Origin of the sequence: Fodinicurvata sp. EGI_FJ10296 (assembly GCF_040712075.1) — a bacterium.
In the GTDB taxonomy this organism is placed as follows: domain Bacteria; phylum Pseudomonadota; class Alphaproteobacteria; order DSM-16000; family Inquilinaceae; genus JBFCVL01.
In genome coordinates this window covers 220,222-236,348 of the sequence record NZ_JBFCVL010000004.1, presented here as the reverse complement: position 1 = coordinate 236,348, position 16,127 = coordinate 220,222, and the positions used below count along the sequence as shown (strand labels likewise).

General features: G+C 63.5%; 17 protein-coding genes. 5 read left to right on the top strand and 12 right to left on the bottom strand.

Annotated features, from left to right (window positions below; translation table 11 throughout):
- Positions 1-22: 22 nt before the first annotated feature.
- Together ABZ728_RS09930 and ABZ728_RS09925 are read right to left on the bottom strand one after the other, a co-directional pair.
- Entirely contained in the window at positions 23-514 is a 492-nt protein-coding gene (locus ABZ728_RS09930) for a copper chaperone PCu(A)C (RefSeq protein WP_366655940.1), read from the bottom strand.
- An 89-nt stretch (positions 515-603) separates the two neighbouring features.
- A complete protein-coding gene (locus tag ABZ728_RS09925; protein ID WP_366655939.1) occupies positions 604-1,389 on the bottom strand; it encodes a DUF2889 domain-containing protein in 786 nt (261 codons plus the stop codon).
- 232 nt (positions 1,390-1,621) lie between these two features.
- Between ABZ728_RS09925 and cydD the strand changes: the two genes are divergently transcribed.
- The 4 genes from cydD (at position 1,622) to ABZ728_RS09905 (ending at position 6,553) form a co-directional block, all read left to right on the top strand.
- On the top strand, positions 1,622-3,409 hold the full coding sequence (gene cydD, locus ABZ728_RS09920; protein ID WP_366655938.1) for a thiol reductant ABC exporter subunit CydD: 1,788 nt from the start codon (positions 1,622-1,624) through the stop codon (positions 3,407-3,409).
- 3 nt (positions 3,410-3,412) lie between these two features.
- Positions 3,413-5,098, top strand: a complete 1,686-nt coding sequence (gene cydC, locus ABZ728_RS09915; RefSeq protein WP_366655937.1) for a thiol reductant ABC exporter subunit CydC — start codon at positions 3,413-3,415, stop codon at positions 5,096-5,098.
- Positions 5,085-5,570, top strand: a complete 486-nt coding sequence (locus tag ABZ728_RS09910; RefSeq protein WP_366655936.1) for a YbaN family protein — start codon at positions 5,085-5,087, stop codon at positions 5,568-5,570. Before cydC ends, ABZ728_RS09910 begins: the two co-directional genes overlap by 14 nt.
- Before the next feature lie 101 nt (positions 5,571-5,671).
- Positions 5,672-6,553 (top strand): hypothetical protein, encoded by an 882-nt coding sequence (locus tag ABZ728_RS09905; RefSeq protein WP_366655935.1) that lies wholly within the window; start codon positions 5,672-5,674, stop codon positions 6,551-6,553.
- Positions 6,554-6,573: 20 nt separating this feature from the next.
- On the opposite strand, the gene ABZ728_RS09900 is transcribed toward ABZ728_RS09905, so the two are convergent.
- The 8 genes from ABZ728_RS09900 to ABZ728_RS09865 form a co-directional block, all read right to left on the bottom strand.
- Complete coding sequence (locus ABZ728_RS09900; RefSeq protein WP_366655934.1) at positions 6,574-7,236, bottom strand: RraA family protein; 663 nt, start codon at positions 7,234-7,236, stop codon at positions 6,574-6,576.
- 89 nt (positions 7,237-7,325) lie between these two features.
- Positions 7,326-8,135, bottom strand: a complete 810-nt coding sequence (locus ABZ728_RS09895) for a carbon-nitrogen hydrolase family protein (protein WP_366655933.1) — start codon at positions 8,133-8,135, stop codon at positions 7,326-7,328.
- 69 nt (positions 8,136-8,204) lie between these two features.
- A complete protein-coding gene (locus ABZ728_RS09890) occupies positions 8,205-9,488 on the bottom strand; it encodes a TRAP transporter large permease (RefSeq protein WP_366655932.1) in 1,284 nt (427 codons plus the stop codon).
- 44 nt (positions 9,489-9,532) lie between these two features.
- Positions 9,533-10,021, bottom strand: a complete 489-nt coding sequence (locus ABZ728_RS09885) for a TRAP transporter small permease (RefSeq protein ID WP_366655931.1) — start codon at positions 10,019-10,021, stop codon at positions 9,533-9,535.
- Positions 10,022-10,024: 3 nt separating this feature from the next.
- Positions 10,025-11,026 (bottom strand): TRAP transporter substrate-binding protein, encoded by a 1,002-nt coding sequence (locus ABZ728_RS09880; protein WP_366655930.1) that lies wholly within the window; start codon positions 11,024-11,026, stop codon positions 10,025-10,027.
- Positions 11,027-11,175: 149 nt separating this feature from the next.
- On the bottom strand, positions 11,176-12,093 hold the full coding sequence (locus tag ABZ728_RS09875) for a LysR family transcriptional regulator (protein ID WP_366655929.1): 918 nt from the start codon (positions 12,091-12,093) through the stop codon (positions 11,176-11,178).
- 103 nt (positions 12,094-12,196) lie between these two features.
- On the bottom strand, positions 12,197-12,760 hold the full coding sequence (locus ABZ728_RS09870) for an HNH endonuclease (protein ID WP_366656237.1): 564 nt from the start codon (positions 12,758-12,760) through the stop codon (positions 12,197-12,199).
- 187 nt (positions 12,761-12,947) lie between these two features.
- Positions 12,948-13,595, bottom strand: a complete 648-nt coding sequence (locus ABZ728_RS09865) for an alpha/beta fold hydrolase (protein ID WP_366655928.1) — start codon at positions 13,593-13,595, stop codon at positions 12,948-12,950.
- 116 nt (positions 13,596-13,711) lie between these two features.
- On the opposite strand from ABZ728_RS09865, the gene gluQRS reads away from it, so the two are divergent.
- Entirely contained in the window at positions 13,712-14,671 is a 960-nt protein-coding gene (gene gluQRS / locus ABZ728_RS09860) for a tRNA glutamyl-Q(34) synthetase GluQRS (protein ID WP_366655927.1), read from the top strand.
- A gap of 27 nt (positions 14,672-14,698) precedes the next feature.
- Here the strand turns inward: gluQRS and ABZ728_RS09855 are convergent, their stop codons facing one another.
- Positions 14,699-15,610 carry a DUF4743 domain-containing protein gene (locus ABZ728_RS09855; RefSeq protein ID WP_366655926.1) on the bottom strand — a complete coding sequence of 304 codons (912 nt, stop codon included), beginning with the start codon at positions 15,608-15,610 and terminating at the stop codon, positions 14,699-14,701.
- The gene (locus ABZ728_RS09850; protein WP_366655925.1) at positions 15,607-15,972 is read right to left on the bottom strand and encodes a hypothetical protein; all 366 of its coding nucleotides are present in this window, start codon (positions 15,970-15,972) and stop codon (positions 15,607-15,609) included. The genes ABZ728_RS09855 and ABZ728_RS09850 overlap by 4 nt, the downstream gene beginning before the upstream one ends.
- Between the last annotated feature and the right edge of the window lie 155 nt (positions 15,973-16,127).

Genomic DNA, 16,127 nt, shown 5'->3' with positions numbered 1-16,127 from the left:
GCCCGACGGAACGTCGGCGCAATCAGTTGCCGCCATGGCCGTTGCCGTTCGAGCGGCCGTGAATCGACTCGACGTTGACTTCGACCGTGACCGCGTCGCCTTGTTCGAACGACAGGGTGAGGGGAAAGGATTCCCCCTCGATCAGCGGACCGTCGAGCCCGATCAGCATGATATGCTGCCCTTGGGGCGCCAGTTCCACTGTTTCGCCGGGCGGCAGCGGGATGCCGCCGTCGATCTCGCGCATCCGCATGACGCCGTCGTCATCGATCTCGGTGTCATGCAACTCGATGCGCTCGGCGACGTCGCCCTCGGCGCCGGTAAGCCGGTCGGCTTCGTCAGCCGTATTGGTGATGCTGACATAGACGGCGCCGGTCGGCGCGTTCGGCGCCGTCGCCCGCGCCCATGGCTCCTCGATCGACAGCCCTGCGCCGCTGGCTGCGAGCGTTTGAACCGATGCCAGTGCCGTCACCACCGAACCAACTGCAGCGAGAAGGGCGAAGCGGGGGATTGCCATGGACAGGAACTCCATTGATTGCCAGGACCTGTCCTACTACAGCCGATGGATCGCGCGTCGCAAGGTCAGGATTGTCACGCCAAGCCTTATCAGGAACTGGCGCCGGATTTCTCCCTGGCGGTGTCCTGCCCTGATCCTTCGGCCCCGGCTTCGGCCGCATCAGGCTCGCCGGTATAAAATTCCGGCCACAGCTTCTTCACCAGCGGGCCGTTGCTGGCATAGGCATGGCAGCTGTTCAGAAGAGTCGGCGGCTTGCGCGCCGGCGGCGTCTCGGTGCCGTCGGCTGCCGGTGGAGAGGACGTTGCCGGTGCAGCAGCGTTGGCGGCTTTCTCCCTGGCAGTGCGCTCGGCCCGCTCCTTGACCAGAATCGGGTAGATGGTCTGAAAGGCGGTGGTCGCCATCGGGCCCAGCAACTCGACCAGATGCGTGCAGCCATGAACGCCGCCAAGGCGGGTTCGGACCATCCGGGTAAAGCCGCCCTTGATCTTCAAACCGACCAGCTTCTGGAAATTCGGCGTTATCTGCGGGCAGATGGCATAAGGCGCCTTGTCCGTCGTCGCGTCGACGGCGGTGATCGTCAGCTCGTCATCGACCGTCAGTCTCAGCGTCATGTCATGCAGGGGGTCGCCGGGATGGATCGTTCCGCGAAAGTCGTTGTCGAATCCATACGTCTTGACGTCCGTCATCCGCCCTTCGATGTCCCACAGCCCGTCGCGGCGACGGAACCCTTGGCAGGTCACGGTTCGGGTATGAAGATGCTCGCGTTCTGCGGGCGCTGATAGCACCATGGTCTCGTCACTTTCGTCATACGGTGAGGCTGCCGGCCCAGGCATGCCCAAGGCCTGCAGTAGCTGGGCTTCTGCTGCGACGCCCATTGGCGCCCCGACAGCCGCAGATCGGGAATTCGGTCAGCATGCAGCACATATTCAGCTATATTGTGTCGATCTCTTGCCCCGTGCGTCAATCGGCGCGTGTCGACAGGCAGTGCGCCGCGCCACCTTTCGTCCGGTGTCGCTTGAAATCGGCCGCATGCCGATTTACCCCATGAACCGACGGCCGTCAAAGTTGGCCGATCGTCCCGAACCGAGACCCCGAGGGCCCACCATCGTGGCCAGTACCGTCGACGCTTCATCCGCCGCAAGGGCCGGAACCGACGCTCCGCAACGCGATGAGGCGTCGACCGACGACGGCCCCGATATCGATCGCCAGAAGCGGGCACGCCGGTGGCTGACGGCGCAAAGCCAATCCGCGCGGCATGCGTTGGCGCTGTGCGTCGGCGCGGGCGTGAGCAACGGGCTGCTGCTGGTCGTCCAGGCCGGATTTCTGGCCCATATCGTTCATTCCGTGGCCATCGACGGGTTGATCCGCGCCGATCTGCTGCCGTCCTTTGCCGCGCTTGCGATTCTTTACGTGCTGCGCGGTGGATGCGTCTGGCTGGCCGAAGTCGCCGGCGTCAACGCTGCGACGCGGGTCAAGTCGACCGTCCGATCCGAGCTTTTGGCCCATATTGCGGCACTGGGGCCGCGCTTTGTCCATTCCCGGCGCACCGGCAGCCTGATCGCGGCGGTGGTCGAGCAGGTGGATGCGCTGGATGGCTATTTCTCGCGCTATCTGCCGCAGATGGTCGTTGCGGCCGCCCTGCCGCTGGCAATGCTGGTCGTCGTTTTCTCGGTCGATTGGGTGGTCGGGATCATCCTTATGGTGACAGCGCCCCTGATCCCGCTGTTCATGGCGCTGGTCGGCATGGGGGCGGCGGCGGCGAACCGGCGGCAATTCCGGGCGCTGGCGCGGCTGAGTGGCCATTTCCTCGACCGTCTGCAGGGTTTGACCACACTGAAGCTGTTTGGCCAGGCACGCCGTGAGATGGCGGTCCTGGAACGCATCTCGGATGATTATCGCAAGCGCACCATGGGCGTCCTGCGGCTGGCGTTTCTGTCGTCGGCGGTGCTGGAGTTCTTTTCCAGCGTCTCGGTCGCCCTGGTCGCGGTCTATGTCGGCCTGAGCCTGCTGGGCATGATCGGCTTCGGCACGGCGGACTCCATGACGCTGTGGAGCGGCCTGTTCGTGCTGCTGCTGGCGCCGGATTTCTTCCTGCCGCTACGCCAGTTCGCCCAGTTCTATCACGACCGGGCGACGGCGTTGAGCGCGTCCGAAACACTGCTGGAAATATTCGAGGAAACACCCCCATCGGCTGCCGGCGCGGCGCCGTTCGCGCTGACGGCAGCGCCCGCGATTGCATTGCATGACGTGTCGCTGCAGCGAGAAGGCAACCGTGAAGCACCGCTGACGAATGTCGCCTTCACCGTCGCACCGGGGGAGAGAGTCGCCCTGATCGGACCCAGTGGTGCCGGGAAATCCACCGTCATTGGCCTGTTGATGGGACTGGAAGCCCCGAGCGGCGGCGACGTTACCGTCGACGGCCGGTCGACGGCATCCATCGCTCGTGACGATTTGATGGCCGCCGTATCGTGGATCGGGCAGACGCCACATCTTTTCCACGGTACCGTCCGCGACAACATCCGGCTGGCCAGGCCCGATGCTGATGACGCCGATGTGCGTGCGGCTGCCGCCACCGCAGGGTTGGGCCGGATCGGCGACGAGCTTCCCGACGGGCTCGACACGCTGGTCGGAGAACGCGGCCACGGCGTTTCCGGCGGTCAGGCCCAACGCATTGCGGTGGCCCGTGCGGTGCTCAAGGATGCGCCGATTCTGCTGATGGACGAGCCCACCGCCAGCCTCGACCTCGACAACGAGCGGTTGGTGCTGGCGGCGCTGGCCGAAGCGGTCAAGGGCCGTACTGTGGTGATCGCGACGCACAACGCCGCCGGCATCGATTGGGCCGACCGTATCGTCCGGCTCGACCGGGGCCGGACTCTCGGCGACGGGGAGGGCTGAACGATGGCCGATCTCGCCGTCTTCATGCGATTATTCCTCCAGCGACGCGGCTGGCTGATTTTCGGCGCCGCGCTGATGCTGACGACGCTGATCGCCAGTTTCGGTCTGCTCAGCCTGTCGGGGTGGTTCATCACCGCCAGCGCCATCGCCGGTCTCGGTCTCGGCGGGCTTTCGGCGATCGGCTTCGATATTTTCCGACCCGGTGCGGGCATCCGCTTCTTCGCCATCCTGCGCACCGGCTCGCGCTATGCCGAGCGTCTTGCCACGCACGAGGCGACCTTCCGCGTGCTGGCGGATCTCAGGATCTGGCTGTTCCGTAAATGCCTGCCGCTCGATGCCCGACAACTGGCGTCGATGCGCAGCGGCGACGTCCTCAACCGCCTGACCAGCGATATCGACGCGCTGGACAGCCTTTATCTGCGGGTCATGGCACCGACCGTCGTTGCCGTGGCGATGGCCTTGATCGCGCTGGTGTTCCTCGGCCTGTTCGATCCGATGATCGCGGCGGTATCGGTGGGCCTGCTGGCGCTCTCCGGGGCGGCGGTTCCGGTGCTGGCCAACCGCCTGGGCGACGCGACCGGACGGCGCATGGTCGCGCGGGCGGCGGATCTGCGAATTCAGGTGGTCGACGGCGTTCAGGGGCTGACAGAATTGAAGCTGTTCGGCGCCGATGTCCGCCAGCGGCGGATGGTCGACGAAACCACGCTCGATCTGGTGCGCGATCAGCGCCGGATGGCGCAGGTGACGGGATTTTCCTCGGCGCTCAGCCAGATCCTGGCCAATTTCGCCGTCTGGTCGGTGCTTTTCATCGGTCTGGCCCGCCATGGCGACGGCACCCTGTCCGCACCGGTTCTGGTCATGATGGTGCTGGCGACCATGGCCCTGTTCGAAGCCTCGGCACCGTTGCCGCTGGCCTATCAGTATCTTGGCCGCACGCGGGCAGCAGCGGCGCGCATTCTGCAGATCGCAAGGCAGGAACCGGCGATCCGCGATCCCGGGCAACCCGCTGCGCCGCCGGCGGAGAATGGCCTCACCTTCGAGGGCGTGACCTTTGGCTATGATCCCGCACGTCCGGTGCTGCGCGACCTGTCGCTGACGATCGCGGACGGCGAGAAGGTCGCCCTGCTGGGGCCGAGCGGGGTAGGCAAGTCCACGCTGATCTCGCTGGCGCTGCGGCTGGAGGATCCCCAGGCCGGGCAGGTGCGCCTGGGCGGAACCGATATCGCAACGCTTGACCGCGAGATCCTGTGGGATCGAATGGCCTATATGTCGCAGCGCAGCCAGATATTTGCCGGGACCATTCGCGACAATCTCTATCTCGGCAACCCGACGGCCGAGGATGCGGCGTTGTACGACGCCCTTGCCGCGGCCAATCTCGACCGGTTCGTTGACGAACTGCCCGACGGTCTCGACACCTGGGTCGGCGAGAACGGGGTTTCGATCTCGGGCGGACAGGCGCGGCGTCTGGCGCTCGCCCGCGTCATTCTCAAGGATTCGCCGGTTCTGTTGCTCGACGAACCGACCGAAGGGTTGGATGACGCCACCCGGGCCGATCTTTTTGATCGGCTGATGCCCGTGGCGGCCGGGCGCACGGTCCTGATGATTACCCATCAGCGGCGTGGGCTCGAACTTTTTGACCGCGTCCTGACCCTCGATTCGAATGGTGCCGTGGCCGATGTGCCGGGATAGGGCGGTCGAAAAGGGTTCACACGCGCAAGAGGGCGCGGCGCCGGTGGCCAATCCCGGGTCGGAAACCCGCGAGCCCGACCGGCCCCCCAAAAGCGGACTCCGGCCCGTCCGATGGGCGTATGCGGCGTTCGGTATGGTGTGCGTGGGGCTTGGCGCTCTTGGCATCGTCGTGCCCGGCCTGCCGACGACGATCTTCCTGATCCTGGCACTGTGGGCGTTTGCCCGCAGCTCCGACCGGCTTCACGACTGGCTCTATTACCATCCGCGTTTCGGGCCGTTTCTGTCGAACTGGACCCGCTATGGCATCATGAGCCGGAAGGCAAAATGGTATGCCGTCGTTTCCATCATTGTCAGCTATGCGCTGACCGTCGCCATTTCCCGAAGCCTCGTGCTGTCGCTCGTCGTCGGCGCGATCCTCGTCTGTGTCACCACCTATATCCTGACGCGGCCGGAACACCCGCCGGCGGAATGAAGCTTGCCGGCGCGATTCGTCGATTTGTTGGCGCGGCTGATTGTGAGAAACTGGAGGCGACCGGCAATGGGCCGCGTTATCAGCCTGGGATGGATTGACGAATGATCACACCCTCCGGGGTCGCGACCGTGCATCTGGTGATGGTCGGCAGCGAAGACGGGATCGGCGGCGCCCCCGTGGCCGTCATCCCCGACGCGTCAGCCATTCCGATCGCGGCCCGGCAGGTTCTGGCCGCGCGCGTCGGCGTTGATGAGACCGTATTCATCGATGGGGCAACCGGCGACCTGCTCACCATCGCGGCGTTCAGGCCGTCGCGGCGCGTGCAGGGGCATCGCGGCGCCGAGAACGGATATATTGCTGCGGCATGGCTTCATTGGGCCGGGCAACGCGCGCCACTGCGGCCGGTCCGCTGCCGTACGCCCACGGGCATCGTTGCCATCGGCCTTTCGGCTGACGGTGTATTGTGTCTGCGGTTCCCGGCAAGCGGGTTCCAGCCAGCCGAACGGACGCCATCGTTAGGCGCTGTCGTGGACCTCCTGTTCGAGGGCGGGGAGCCGGCCGCCGACGCGCTCGTCGCCAGCGATAACGGCAGCCGCTATCTGCTGGCCGCTGTCGACGGCGCCGAGCAGCTTGCAGCCATCGATGGCGGCCGATCGATCCTGGCCGACTACGCCGCCGAGGCCGGACTTGCGGGCATATATGCATATCATTCCGCAACGGACACCTCCGAAGCGCGCCTGTTTGGCAGCGGTGCCGCAGCCCCAATGCCGGCCGTCGCGGCGCTGGCGCAGCGGATTCACGCCACCCATCCCGATGGGCTGGGGCCGGAAGCCGTGAGTGTGCGTCATCACGGGGCATCCGGTCAGCAGGGAGGCTGCCTGCTCCGCGCCGATGTCCGCACCGATCCGGACAGCGGCGCGCCGGTCGCCGTCGATGTTGGCGGCTATTGCCACCATGCCGGGACGACCAGCTTTAGCTGGTAGCAAGGCCGCAACAGGGCCCGTCAGGCCAGCGCGTTCTCGACCTTCTCCGTCGCGCCGCTGATATCGGGCAGATGTTCGCCGGCGTCGATGCGCTGCAGTAGGGTGATTTCACGTTCCTGCATGCCGATGGCGCGGTCGGCCACCGCATCGACAGTGTCGGGGTTGAGTACGATGATGCCGTTCTCGTCCGCCAGAACCGCGTCGCCGGGATTGACGACAACGCCGCCGCAACTGACCGCCACATTCATCTGCCCCTCGGTGCCGAGCAGCTTGGTCGTGATCGGCGAGGGCCCCGTTGCCCAGACCGGAAGGTCCTTTTTGGCGAAATCGGCGATATCCGTGACCGGTCCGTCGACGACGCCGCCGGCGATGCCGATCCGCGCCAGGGTATGGGTGATCACGCCGCCCCAGCAGGCGTGGCGCCGATCGCCCGCGCGGTCGATGACGAGGAAATCGCCGGGGCGGATCAGCTTCATCGCGTAATGCAGCAGTGTGCTGTCAGCGTGCGGCAGGCGCAGTGTGACTGCCGTGCCGGCGACGCGGCGGCCGGGTAGAACGGCGCGCAGTTCCGGATCCATGAAGCCGGAATGCAGGAAATGACCGACTGTCGCCGTTTCGACCTGGCGCAGCTTCTCCAGACGGGCCGTGGTGACGGCCTCGGGCATCGGGTTGATTTTGAACATCTCTGGCCTCTGGTATTGGCATAATGCGCCGCTGTCGGTGGAAATGCGTCCCACCGGCAGCGGTATGGTTCGGCCCGAAAAGTCAGGCGTCAGTCCAGGACACGATGCGTCTGGATGGGGACGTTCTGGCGGATCCGGGCTTGCGATTCCCAATCGAACCGCGTGCAGACATAGCCGACGCGGTCGGGCATCTGGGCAACCACGGCGCCCCACGGCTCGATGGCCATGGTGTGGCCCCAGGTGGCCTTTTTGCCGCCGTCATAGGTTCCGACCTGCCCGACGGCCAGGAAATAGGTCTGGGTTTCGATGGCCCGGGCGCGTGCCAGAACCTCCCAGTGGTCCTTGCCGGTCATCAGCGTGAAGGCGGCCGGCAGGACGATGACCTGGGCGCCGGCGTCGCGCAGGCGCCGGAACAGTTCCGGGAACCGGATATCGTAGCAGATGGCACAGCCCACCGTAATGCCATCGACCTCGTAGGTGACGATGTCGCGTCCCGGCTCGACCGCTTCGGATTCGAGGTATTTCGTACCGTCGGGGGCAACGATGTCGAACAGGTGTATCTTGCGGTACAGCGCCAGCTGGCTGCCGTCGCGGCCGAATACCAGCGTCGTGTTGTGGACTTTACCGTTGCTGGCTACCTCCAGCATGCTGCCGGCGTGCAGGATGATCCCGTGCTTGGCGGCCAGATCGGCCATCTTGCCATAGACCGGGCCGTCGGGGACACGCTCGGCGGCGTCGCGGCGGTCCTGGGCCGTTCCGCCGTGGAACGTCCACATTTCCGGCAGAACGACCATGTCCGGCTTTTCCTCGGCCACCGCCCGTTCGATCAGGGCGATGCCGTCGCGGATATTGGCCTCCTTGTCGTTCTGCGAGTTCATTTGAATGAGGGCGGTTTTCATCGTCTGTCTCCTTTGATCCCGGGGTCTGCCCCAGGGTACGTCTGTCCAACGGTTACAACGATCCTGGCGCTATCCGGGTCCCATGATCAGGTTCGGAAGGAACAAGGTGAGTTGCGGGATATAGGTAATCAGGATGAGCACGACGATCAGCGGGACCAGCATCGGCAGGATCGCGATCGTGACCTTCTCGAACGAGACCTTGCCGACTTCGGAAATGATATAGAGACCGATCCCCATCGGCGGCGTGGCGATGCCGATCAACAGCGCAAGCTGGATGATCAGGCCGAAATGAACCCGGTCCACGCCGAACTGATCGATCAGCGGCAGCAGCATGGGCACAAGGATCAGCTTTGCCGGGACGCCTTCGACGACGCAGCCGATCAGCAACAGAAAGATCAGCAGCAGACCGAGGAATACGGGCCGGCTGTCGGTCAGCAAAAGTATGCCGGATGCCAGCATCTGCGGGATCATTTCAATCGCCAGCAGCCAGCCCATGACATGCGAAAAGCCGATGATGATCATGATGACGCTGGTGATCAGCATCGTGTCGGTCATGGCCGTCCACAATGCCTTGGCTGAGAGCGTCCGGTAGAGGAGCCCGAGCAATAGTGTGTAGGCGCAGGCCAGCACCCCCGCTTCGGTCGCGGTGGTGAATCCGGTCACGATCGCGAACAGGATGATCGCGGGCGCGATCAGGGCGGCAATGCCGTCGATCGCCGATCTGGCCGTCTGCTTGAGCGTCGCCCGTTCCTCACGCGGAAAGTTGTAGCGTGTGGCCGCCCAGCGATTGAACAGCATTAGCGCCACGACGATCAGCAGACCGGGAATGATGCCGCCAAGGAACAGCCGGGCGACGGACGTGCCGGAGAGATAGGCATAGATGACCAGGCCGATTGATGGCGGAATGATCGGGCCGATGACCGCAGCGGCCACTGTCAGCGCGGCGGCAAATTCGGCCGGATAACCCCGGTCGCGCATCGCCTTGACCTCGACCGCGCCGAGCCCGGCGATATCGGCTACCGCCGCCCCGGAGACGCCGGCGAAGATCATCGAGGCGATGACGTTGACCTGAGCGAGACCGGCGCGAAAATGACCGACCAGACAACCGGCAAAGTTGAAAATGCGATCGGTCATGCCGACGGCATTCATCAGATTGCCGGCGAGGACGAAGAACGGGATGGCCAGCAGCGCCGGGTTGTTGACGCCCTGGAGAACCTGGACGGGAATGATGTAGAGGGTGTCACCAAATCCCGCGAAGACGATCGACGCAAGGACGGCGAGGCCGATCGCCATTGTGATCGGCACGCGTAACAAGATGAAGGCGATGAAGCCGAGGAACAGAATCCAGGCCACGGTGGCGGTCTCCGTTCGTTATCGTTGGCGGAGGGCGCGGATCGTCAGTCGTCGTCGGGCGGTGGACGGCCGGCGACGACATCGACGGAATCGACGATGAAATGCACGATGATCAGGGCGCAGCTGACGAAAAGCGGCACCGAAAGCCAGTAGCGTTCGATTCCCACCATCTGGATCGTTCCCACCTGACGTTCGAGCAGGGCCGGGGCTTCGATCAGGATGATGGCGAGCAGGACCACGATCGCCAGATTGACGACCAGACGACCGATCATCTGAATTCGCGGCCCAGCCATCGCCATCAGGAATTCGACAGTGATGTCCTTGTTGCGCCGGTAAACGACGAAGAAGCCCAGAAAGCTCATCCAGACGAACAGGACGGTGGTCCAGGGAAAAACCCATGCCAGTCCCTGCTCGAACAGGAACCGGCTGGCGATGTTCATCACGTTGATCGTCAACATGATGATGAGCATGGTGTTTGCGAGCACGAGAAACGCGCGCTCGCAAACATCCAGGGCCGCTCTGACCGGCGCCATCGGCTAGCTGTCCTCGCGTGTCGCGTTGACGGCTTCAAGAAAATCAGCCGGCATTTCGCCGCTCTCGGCTGCTTCGTCGTAGAAGGACCGCATGCGTTCGACAAAGGCGGTGGTGTCGATCTCGGTGTACTCGACGCCTTCTTGCTGCATCCGTTCCAGCGATTCTTCCACGATGGCGTCGGTGCGGGCGACCGAGGCCGCCGCGGTTTCCTCGTGGGCTTCGATGATGGCCTGACGGTTCTCCTCGGAAAGGGAATTCCAGGCGTCGGAATTCACCATGAACGTCATGCCTTGCGGATACTCGTCGTGGCGGACGATATGCGGTGCGACCTCGTAGAAGCGCATGGCTTCGACGAGCGCCATCGGCGAGTTGACGGCTTCGACGATGCCGCGGTCGATGGCCTCGTAGACTTCCGTCCAACCCAGCGTGCGGACTTCCGCGCCCAGATGGGTCCAGGCGTTGGCGGCCAGTTCGTCGGGATGCATGCGGATGCGGATGCCCTGCATTTCTTCGAGCGTTTCCCAGTCCCGCTCGGAAACCATGACACGGTAAGGCCCCCGCACGAACGCGGCCACATCGCCGATGACGGTGATGTTGGCTTCTTCTTCGATCTGTTCGAGCCAGCCTTCGACGACATCTGACTGCATGAAGCGGGCATAGTGTTCGCGGTCATCGAACAGGAACGGTGCGCTGGACCACTTGACGTCATCTACCCATTTTTGAAGATAGGTAAATCCCTCCAGATACAGGTGGACGGTACCGAACTGGAGCTGTTCGAGAATCGTGTCGTCCTGGCCGAGCTGTTCGCTGGGGAAGACATTGACGGTGATGTCGCCGTCGGTCTTTTCGGCGACGAGGTCGGCGAACATCTGGAAAAGTTCGCCTTCGACGCTGTCGGCCGGCATCTTGTGGGACATGCGCCAGGTTTCGGCATGAGCCGAAGATATGGCCAAAGTCAGTGCCACGGCGCTTGCGGCTGCTGGAAGAATTGTTTTCAGCCTCATAGGATCGGTCCCCCTGTTGAAACGTTTTCCCTCGGCTATGATGCCAAGGTAGGCAGCGAGCCTCGCAGATGTTTCAAAATTGTGTCCAACAATTAATTTCAATCAGAAGCCATAAGCTTTCCTGATGATGTGTTTCCTAAGCCCGCTGATTACCGGCATTGCGCAAGGGACGGATCGACGGTGCTGCAATATTGGTGAGCACTCGATCGCGCGATCGCGGCCACGGCGGAAACGACGCCGTTTTCGGGGTCCGTGCGGTAGGTGGCAGTGAACGCCAGCGCCGGGAATGTCTGGCGCACCGGCAGTACCGACAGCAATCCCTCGGCGATTTCGCGCTGGATCAGGACCGGAGGAATCGCCGCGACACCCAGGCCATCGATCGCCAGCCTGATGATCGTCGCCAGCGAGTTCGAGCAGTTCAGCCGTACTTTCGGAAACTCGGGGCCGCGAAAATAATCCTCGATTACGGCATAGGGTATCGAACCCCGGGGATAGGAAATGATCGGCCGCGAGGCCAGATCCGCGACATCCATTTCCGGCGGATCGGAAAACAGTTTCGGGCTGGATACCCATGCCATCGAGTAGCTGCACAGGTCGACATTGACGAGTCCGCCGTCGTTCACTGGTCCCATGATCAGGGCCATGTCGATTTCGCCCGCGCGCAATTGCTGCGTCAGGTTCAAACTGGTATCGGCATAGATTTCGACCATGGCGTCGGGGTACATGTCCTGGATCGCTTCCAGAAGGCCGATCAACCAGGTGTGGATGATGGTGTCGATCACGCCCAGCCGCAGCGTGCCTTGAAACGCCTCGATATCGCGCGTGCGTTTGATCAGTTCGTTGGTCTGGGAAACGATCGTCTCGGCATGGCGAAGCACCTCGAGCCCTTGCTGGGTCAGGTGAACATCGCGTGCGTTTCGAACCAGCAGTTTCGTTCCCAACTGGCTTTCCAGCGAAGCGATTCGCATCGAGATCGTCGGCTGTGTGGCGCCCAGCCGCTCTGCGGCCAGCCGGAAGTTCCGCAGCCGCGCGACCCAGACAAAGCTTTCCAGAAGCTTCACATTCATGACGGGATGATACCACCGGAAATGCAGATGCACTCGGCAGTATAGGCCGTGCGCGCCTGATCCGAAAGGCTGCATACCATACGGCGGATCGCAAGAATGCCGGCTACCAGGGATCCAGTTCGGAATCCCAATATAAAAAATCCCGCCAACTCTCATGGAGGAAATTTGGCGGGAATGCACGTCCATTCAACTGAAGTTCGATCGTGGTCGGCTGTCTTGTCGTCTTCTTCAACTCCATGCCGCACTCTCGCAAGTTTTTGCTGCCTTTGCGCAGATTGCAGGCCGAGCAGGCGGTAACGACGTTGGTCCAGGTGGTCCGCCCGCCATGGGCGCGGGGGATGACATGATCGAAAGTCAGTTCATGTGTGGGAAAGCGGACGGCGCAGTATTGGCAGGTGAACTTGTCGCGGAGGAATACGTTGAACCGCGTGAATGCCGGCCGTCGCGAAGCCGGTACGAATTCCTTCAGCGAGATGACACTTGGCAGGGCCATTTCGAAGGATGGGCTGCGCACATGGCGATCGTACTCGGCAACGATATTGACGCGGTCGAGGAACACCGCCTTGACCGCTTCCTGCCACGGCCACAGCGACAAAGGAAAATAGCTCAGGGGCCGAAAATCAGCGTTCAGCACCAGAGCCGGGCAACTCTCAGCAGGGGGTGTCAAAGACCCGCTCCCTTGGTTGTTAACCCGATCCAAACGCCGCGAAACGGCGTTCGTTCCTCTATAGCCTTAGCCCGTTACCGCGATCGGCGCAATATCAAGTGCTTCGGTGTGCCTGTATTGTCATCCAGTTGTAAGAAACACATAAAAGGCGCCGCGCCGTGTGGGGCGGCGCTTTTACGCTTTTTGACTACCCGAAAATCTGTTTGAGGAACGATGCGCCGGCCTGGACTCCTTCGCCGTCGATTCCGTGTTCGAGATCCGGTCGCATCACGGCAGCGACCGGCACACCGAGCGCTTCCAGCACAGACTGCGCGCCCGTCAACGCCTGAGGCGGAACGATCTGGTCGGCATCGCCATGGACCAGCAGGACAGGGGGCTTCGATTTGATTTCGGTCTGCAGGCTTTCGGGATCGATCAGCGCGCCGGAGAAGGAGGCAACGCCGGCCAGAGGCTCCGGGCGGCGCAAGGCAGTGTGCAAGGCCATCATCGAGCCCTGGCTGAAGCCGAACAATGCGAGATCCGACGGCTGAAGGCCAGTCTCGGCCAGAAGATCGTCGATTGTCTTGTCAAGTGCCGGCGCGGCGGCGCGAACGCCTTCGGCGATTGAAGCGGGTGAGGCTTCGTTCAACGAAAACCACTGAAAGCCCGATGGCGCCATGTCGCAGGCGAATGGCGCATTCGGTGCGACGAAAAGCGTATCGGGAAACAGGGGCGCCAGATGCGGTGCCAGTCCCATCAGGTCGTTGCCATCGGCGCCCAATCCGTGCAGGAAGAGGACGATATTGCGGGCGGGGCCACCGGAAGCCGGTTCGGTGCGGGGGCCGGTAAGGGTCATATCTGTCATCCAACCCTTGTGACGGCAGTAACCCCCGGTTGTCAATCCGTGGCCGCGATCAGGACACTTGATGGCCGTCACAGGGCTTGCCCGATGAATGCTGCGGGAGTGGTCAATTGAGCGGCTATGCCGAAGACGATCGCGATTGGTCCGGCGCGGTGACGCGCTTCGCTCCCAGCCCGACGGGATACCTCCATCTGGGACACGTCTATTCCGCCGCGTTTGCGCGCCGCCGCGCCTATGGCGGTTCCAGTCGGGGAAGCGATGCGGACACGCCCCCGGCCGGTGTACGTGGGGCGTCCCGGTATCTGGTCCGAATTGAGGACATCGACATCGCCCGCTCGCGCCCGGAATGGGAGAAACTGCTGCTGGACGATCTGGACTGGCTGGGACTGGCTTCCGATGCGCCGGTTATCCGACAGTCCGAGCGGCTCGATCGGTATCATGCGGCGGTCGCGGCGCTGGAGCGCCTGGACGTGGTCTATCCGTGTTTTTGCACCCGACGCGAAATCGAGGCCGAACTGGCTGGCATGGCATCGGCGCCGCACGGCCCCCATGGCGCGCTTTATCCCGGCACCTGCCGCCGATTGAGCGGGTCAGAACGCGCTGCGCGCAAGGCCGAGGGGCGGCCATTTTCGCTGCGCCTGGATGCGGCCCGCGCGGCCGGGATGGCCGGGCCGCTTGCCTGGGTCGAAGAGGGGATGCAGGACGGTGCAGCCATTTCCGCGCGCCGCGTTACCGTCGATCCGCATCTGTTGGGAGACGTTATTCTCGCGCGCAAGGACGCGCCGACCAGCTATCACATCGCTGTCGTCGTCGACGACGCCGATCAGGGCATAACCGTGGTGACGCGCGGGGCCGATCTGTTTTCCGCGACCCATGTGCACAGGCTGCTGCAGGAACTGCTGTGCCTTCCGGCGCCGCGATATCATCATCATCCGCTGGTTGCCGGCCCCGATGGCAAGCGACTGGCAAAAAGGGCCGACAGCCTGTCGGTGGCGTCGCTGCGAACGCGCGGATACACAGCGCAAGAGATACTCGATCTGGCGCTGGCCGGCCCGTTCGTCGAGGGCTGATCGTTCGGTTCCGAAAAAGGCGCCGTGTCAGGCGTCGACGGGCCGGTGCAGGCCTTGCATCAGCGCCTGATAGTCCGGATGTTCGGGCCCGATATGGCCGTGCCTGATCAGGAAATCGATCATCACCGGGGCCACGTTGAACTTGAAATCGTCGCCGGTTTCCAGTCGCTGAATGACCTGATTGACGGGCATCAGGGAAAAATCGGCGACCTCGCCATCGGTGTTGTACGGCTCGACCCTTGCCGGCAGCGCGAGATCGTAATTGAACAGCACGTCGCGGCGCACGCCGGTTCCGTCGCCGCCGTCGGTGTCATGCGTGACATAGCTGACCGTGCCGGTAGGGCGCGCCATTCCCGCAATCTCGGCCGGAAGGCCCGCTTCCTCATACGATTCCTTGATCAGCGTCTCGAATATCGAATGGCCGTCGCCGATGCCGCCAGCCACGATATTGTCGAGTTGGCCCGGCGCGATCGCCCGATCGCTGCTGCGCCGGGCGATCCACAGTTTCCGGTCGGGACCGTCGCCGACATATCCGTTGACGTGAACGCCGAAGGCCAGAAATCCGAAAGCCGTCATCGCCGCGCGATCGACCGTGGCGACCGGCGTTTCGCCCCAGCCGTTAACGACCGTATACACTTCTGATCGCCGACGGCGGAGAATGCCCTCCTCCAGCATTCGGTCCACGGCCCGATCCAGTGCCGCGCTACGCATGGCGACCCGGTCGGCGGGCGGCAGCGCGGGATCGGTGTCGAGACGGATGGCCGCAGGTTCCGAATCGCCATTGCTCCCGGTTTGGACCATAAATGGCGTGCCCATTGCGGTCAGGCATCGCCGCGCCGACCTGCCGACAAGACCATAGCGGACCCCGTCGATCAGAAACGGGACGACAGATGACCGGTCCAGCCGGCTGCAGGCTTCGACGCGGGCCAGCAGGCTCATGCGTCGGCCGATGATGTCGACAGCGTCACAGCCTCAACGCCGAAAATGTTGCGCATGCGATCGGCGGCAGTGTGCGACTGGTCCGCCGTCAGGCCGCGATAGATCAGGCTAACCGTCATCCGGCCGGTGTCATCGCTGACGGCCGTACAACGTTTGGGAGCGATGTCCAGCCGGGCGACGATCTCCAGCGCGCGCGGCAGCAGGCCAGCGTCCTCGGCGGCGATCAGGTCGAACCGGTATTCGGTGGGGCAGGCTGCCGACTGGGCCTGACGGCCGCTAGCGGGATCGGCAGGCATGACATGCGCGGCGGTGCCGTGGTGTCCACGGGACGGCGAAGACAGGGAATTGAATTGCAGCGTCATGGTCGGTCTCGTATCGCTCGATGGGGTGTGGTGATGGCCGCTGCGCCGAAATGCGCGGCCAACCGGTGCCGCCCCCAAAGTTGAATTGTCGGGAAAATGACGTAGAGATTTTCTCTCGGCGCCTTCGTCAGGCCGCCGGGCCGATAATTCGAACG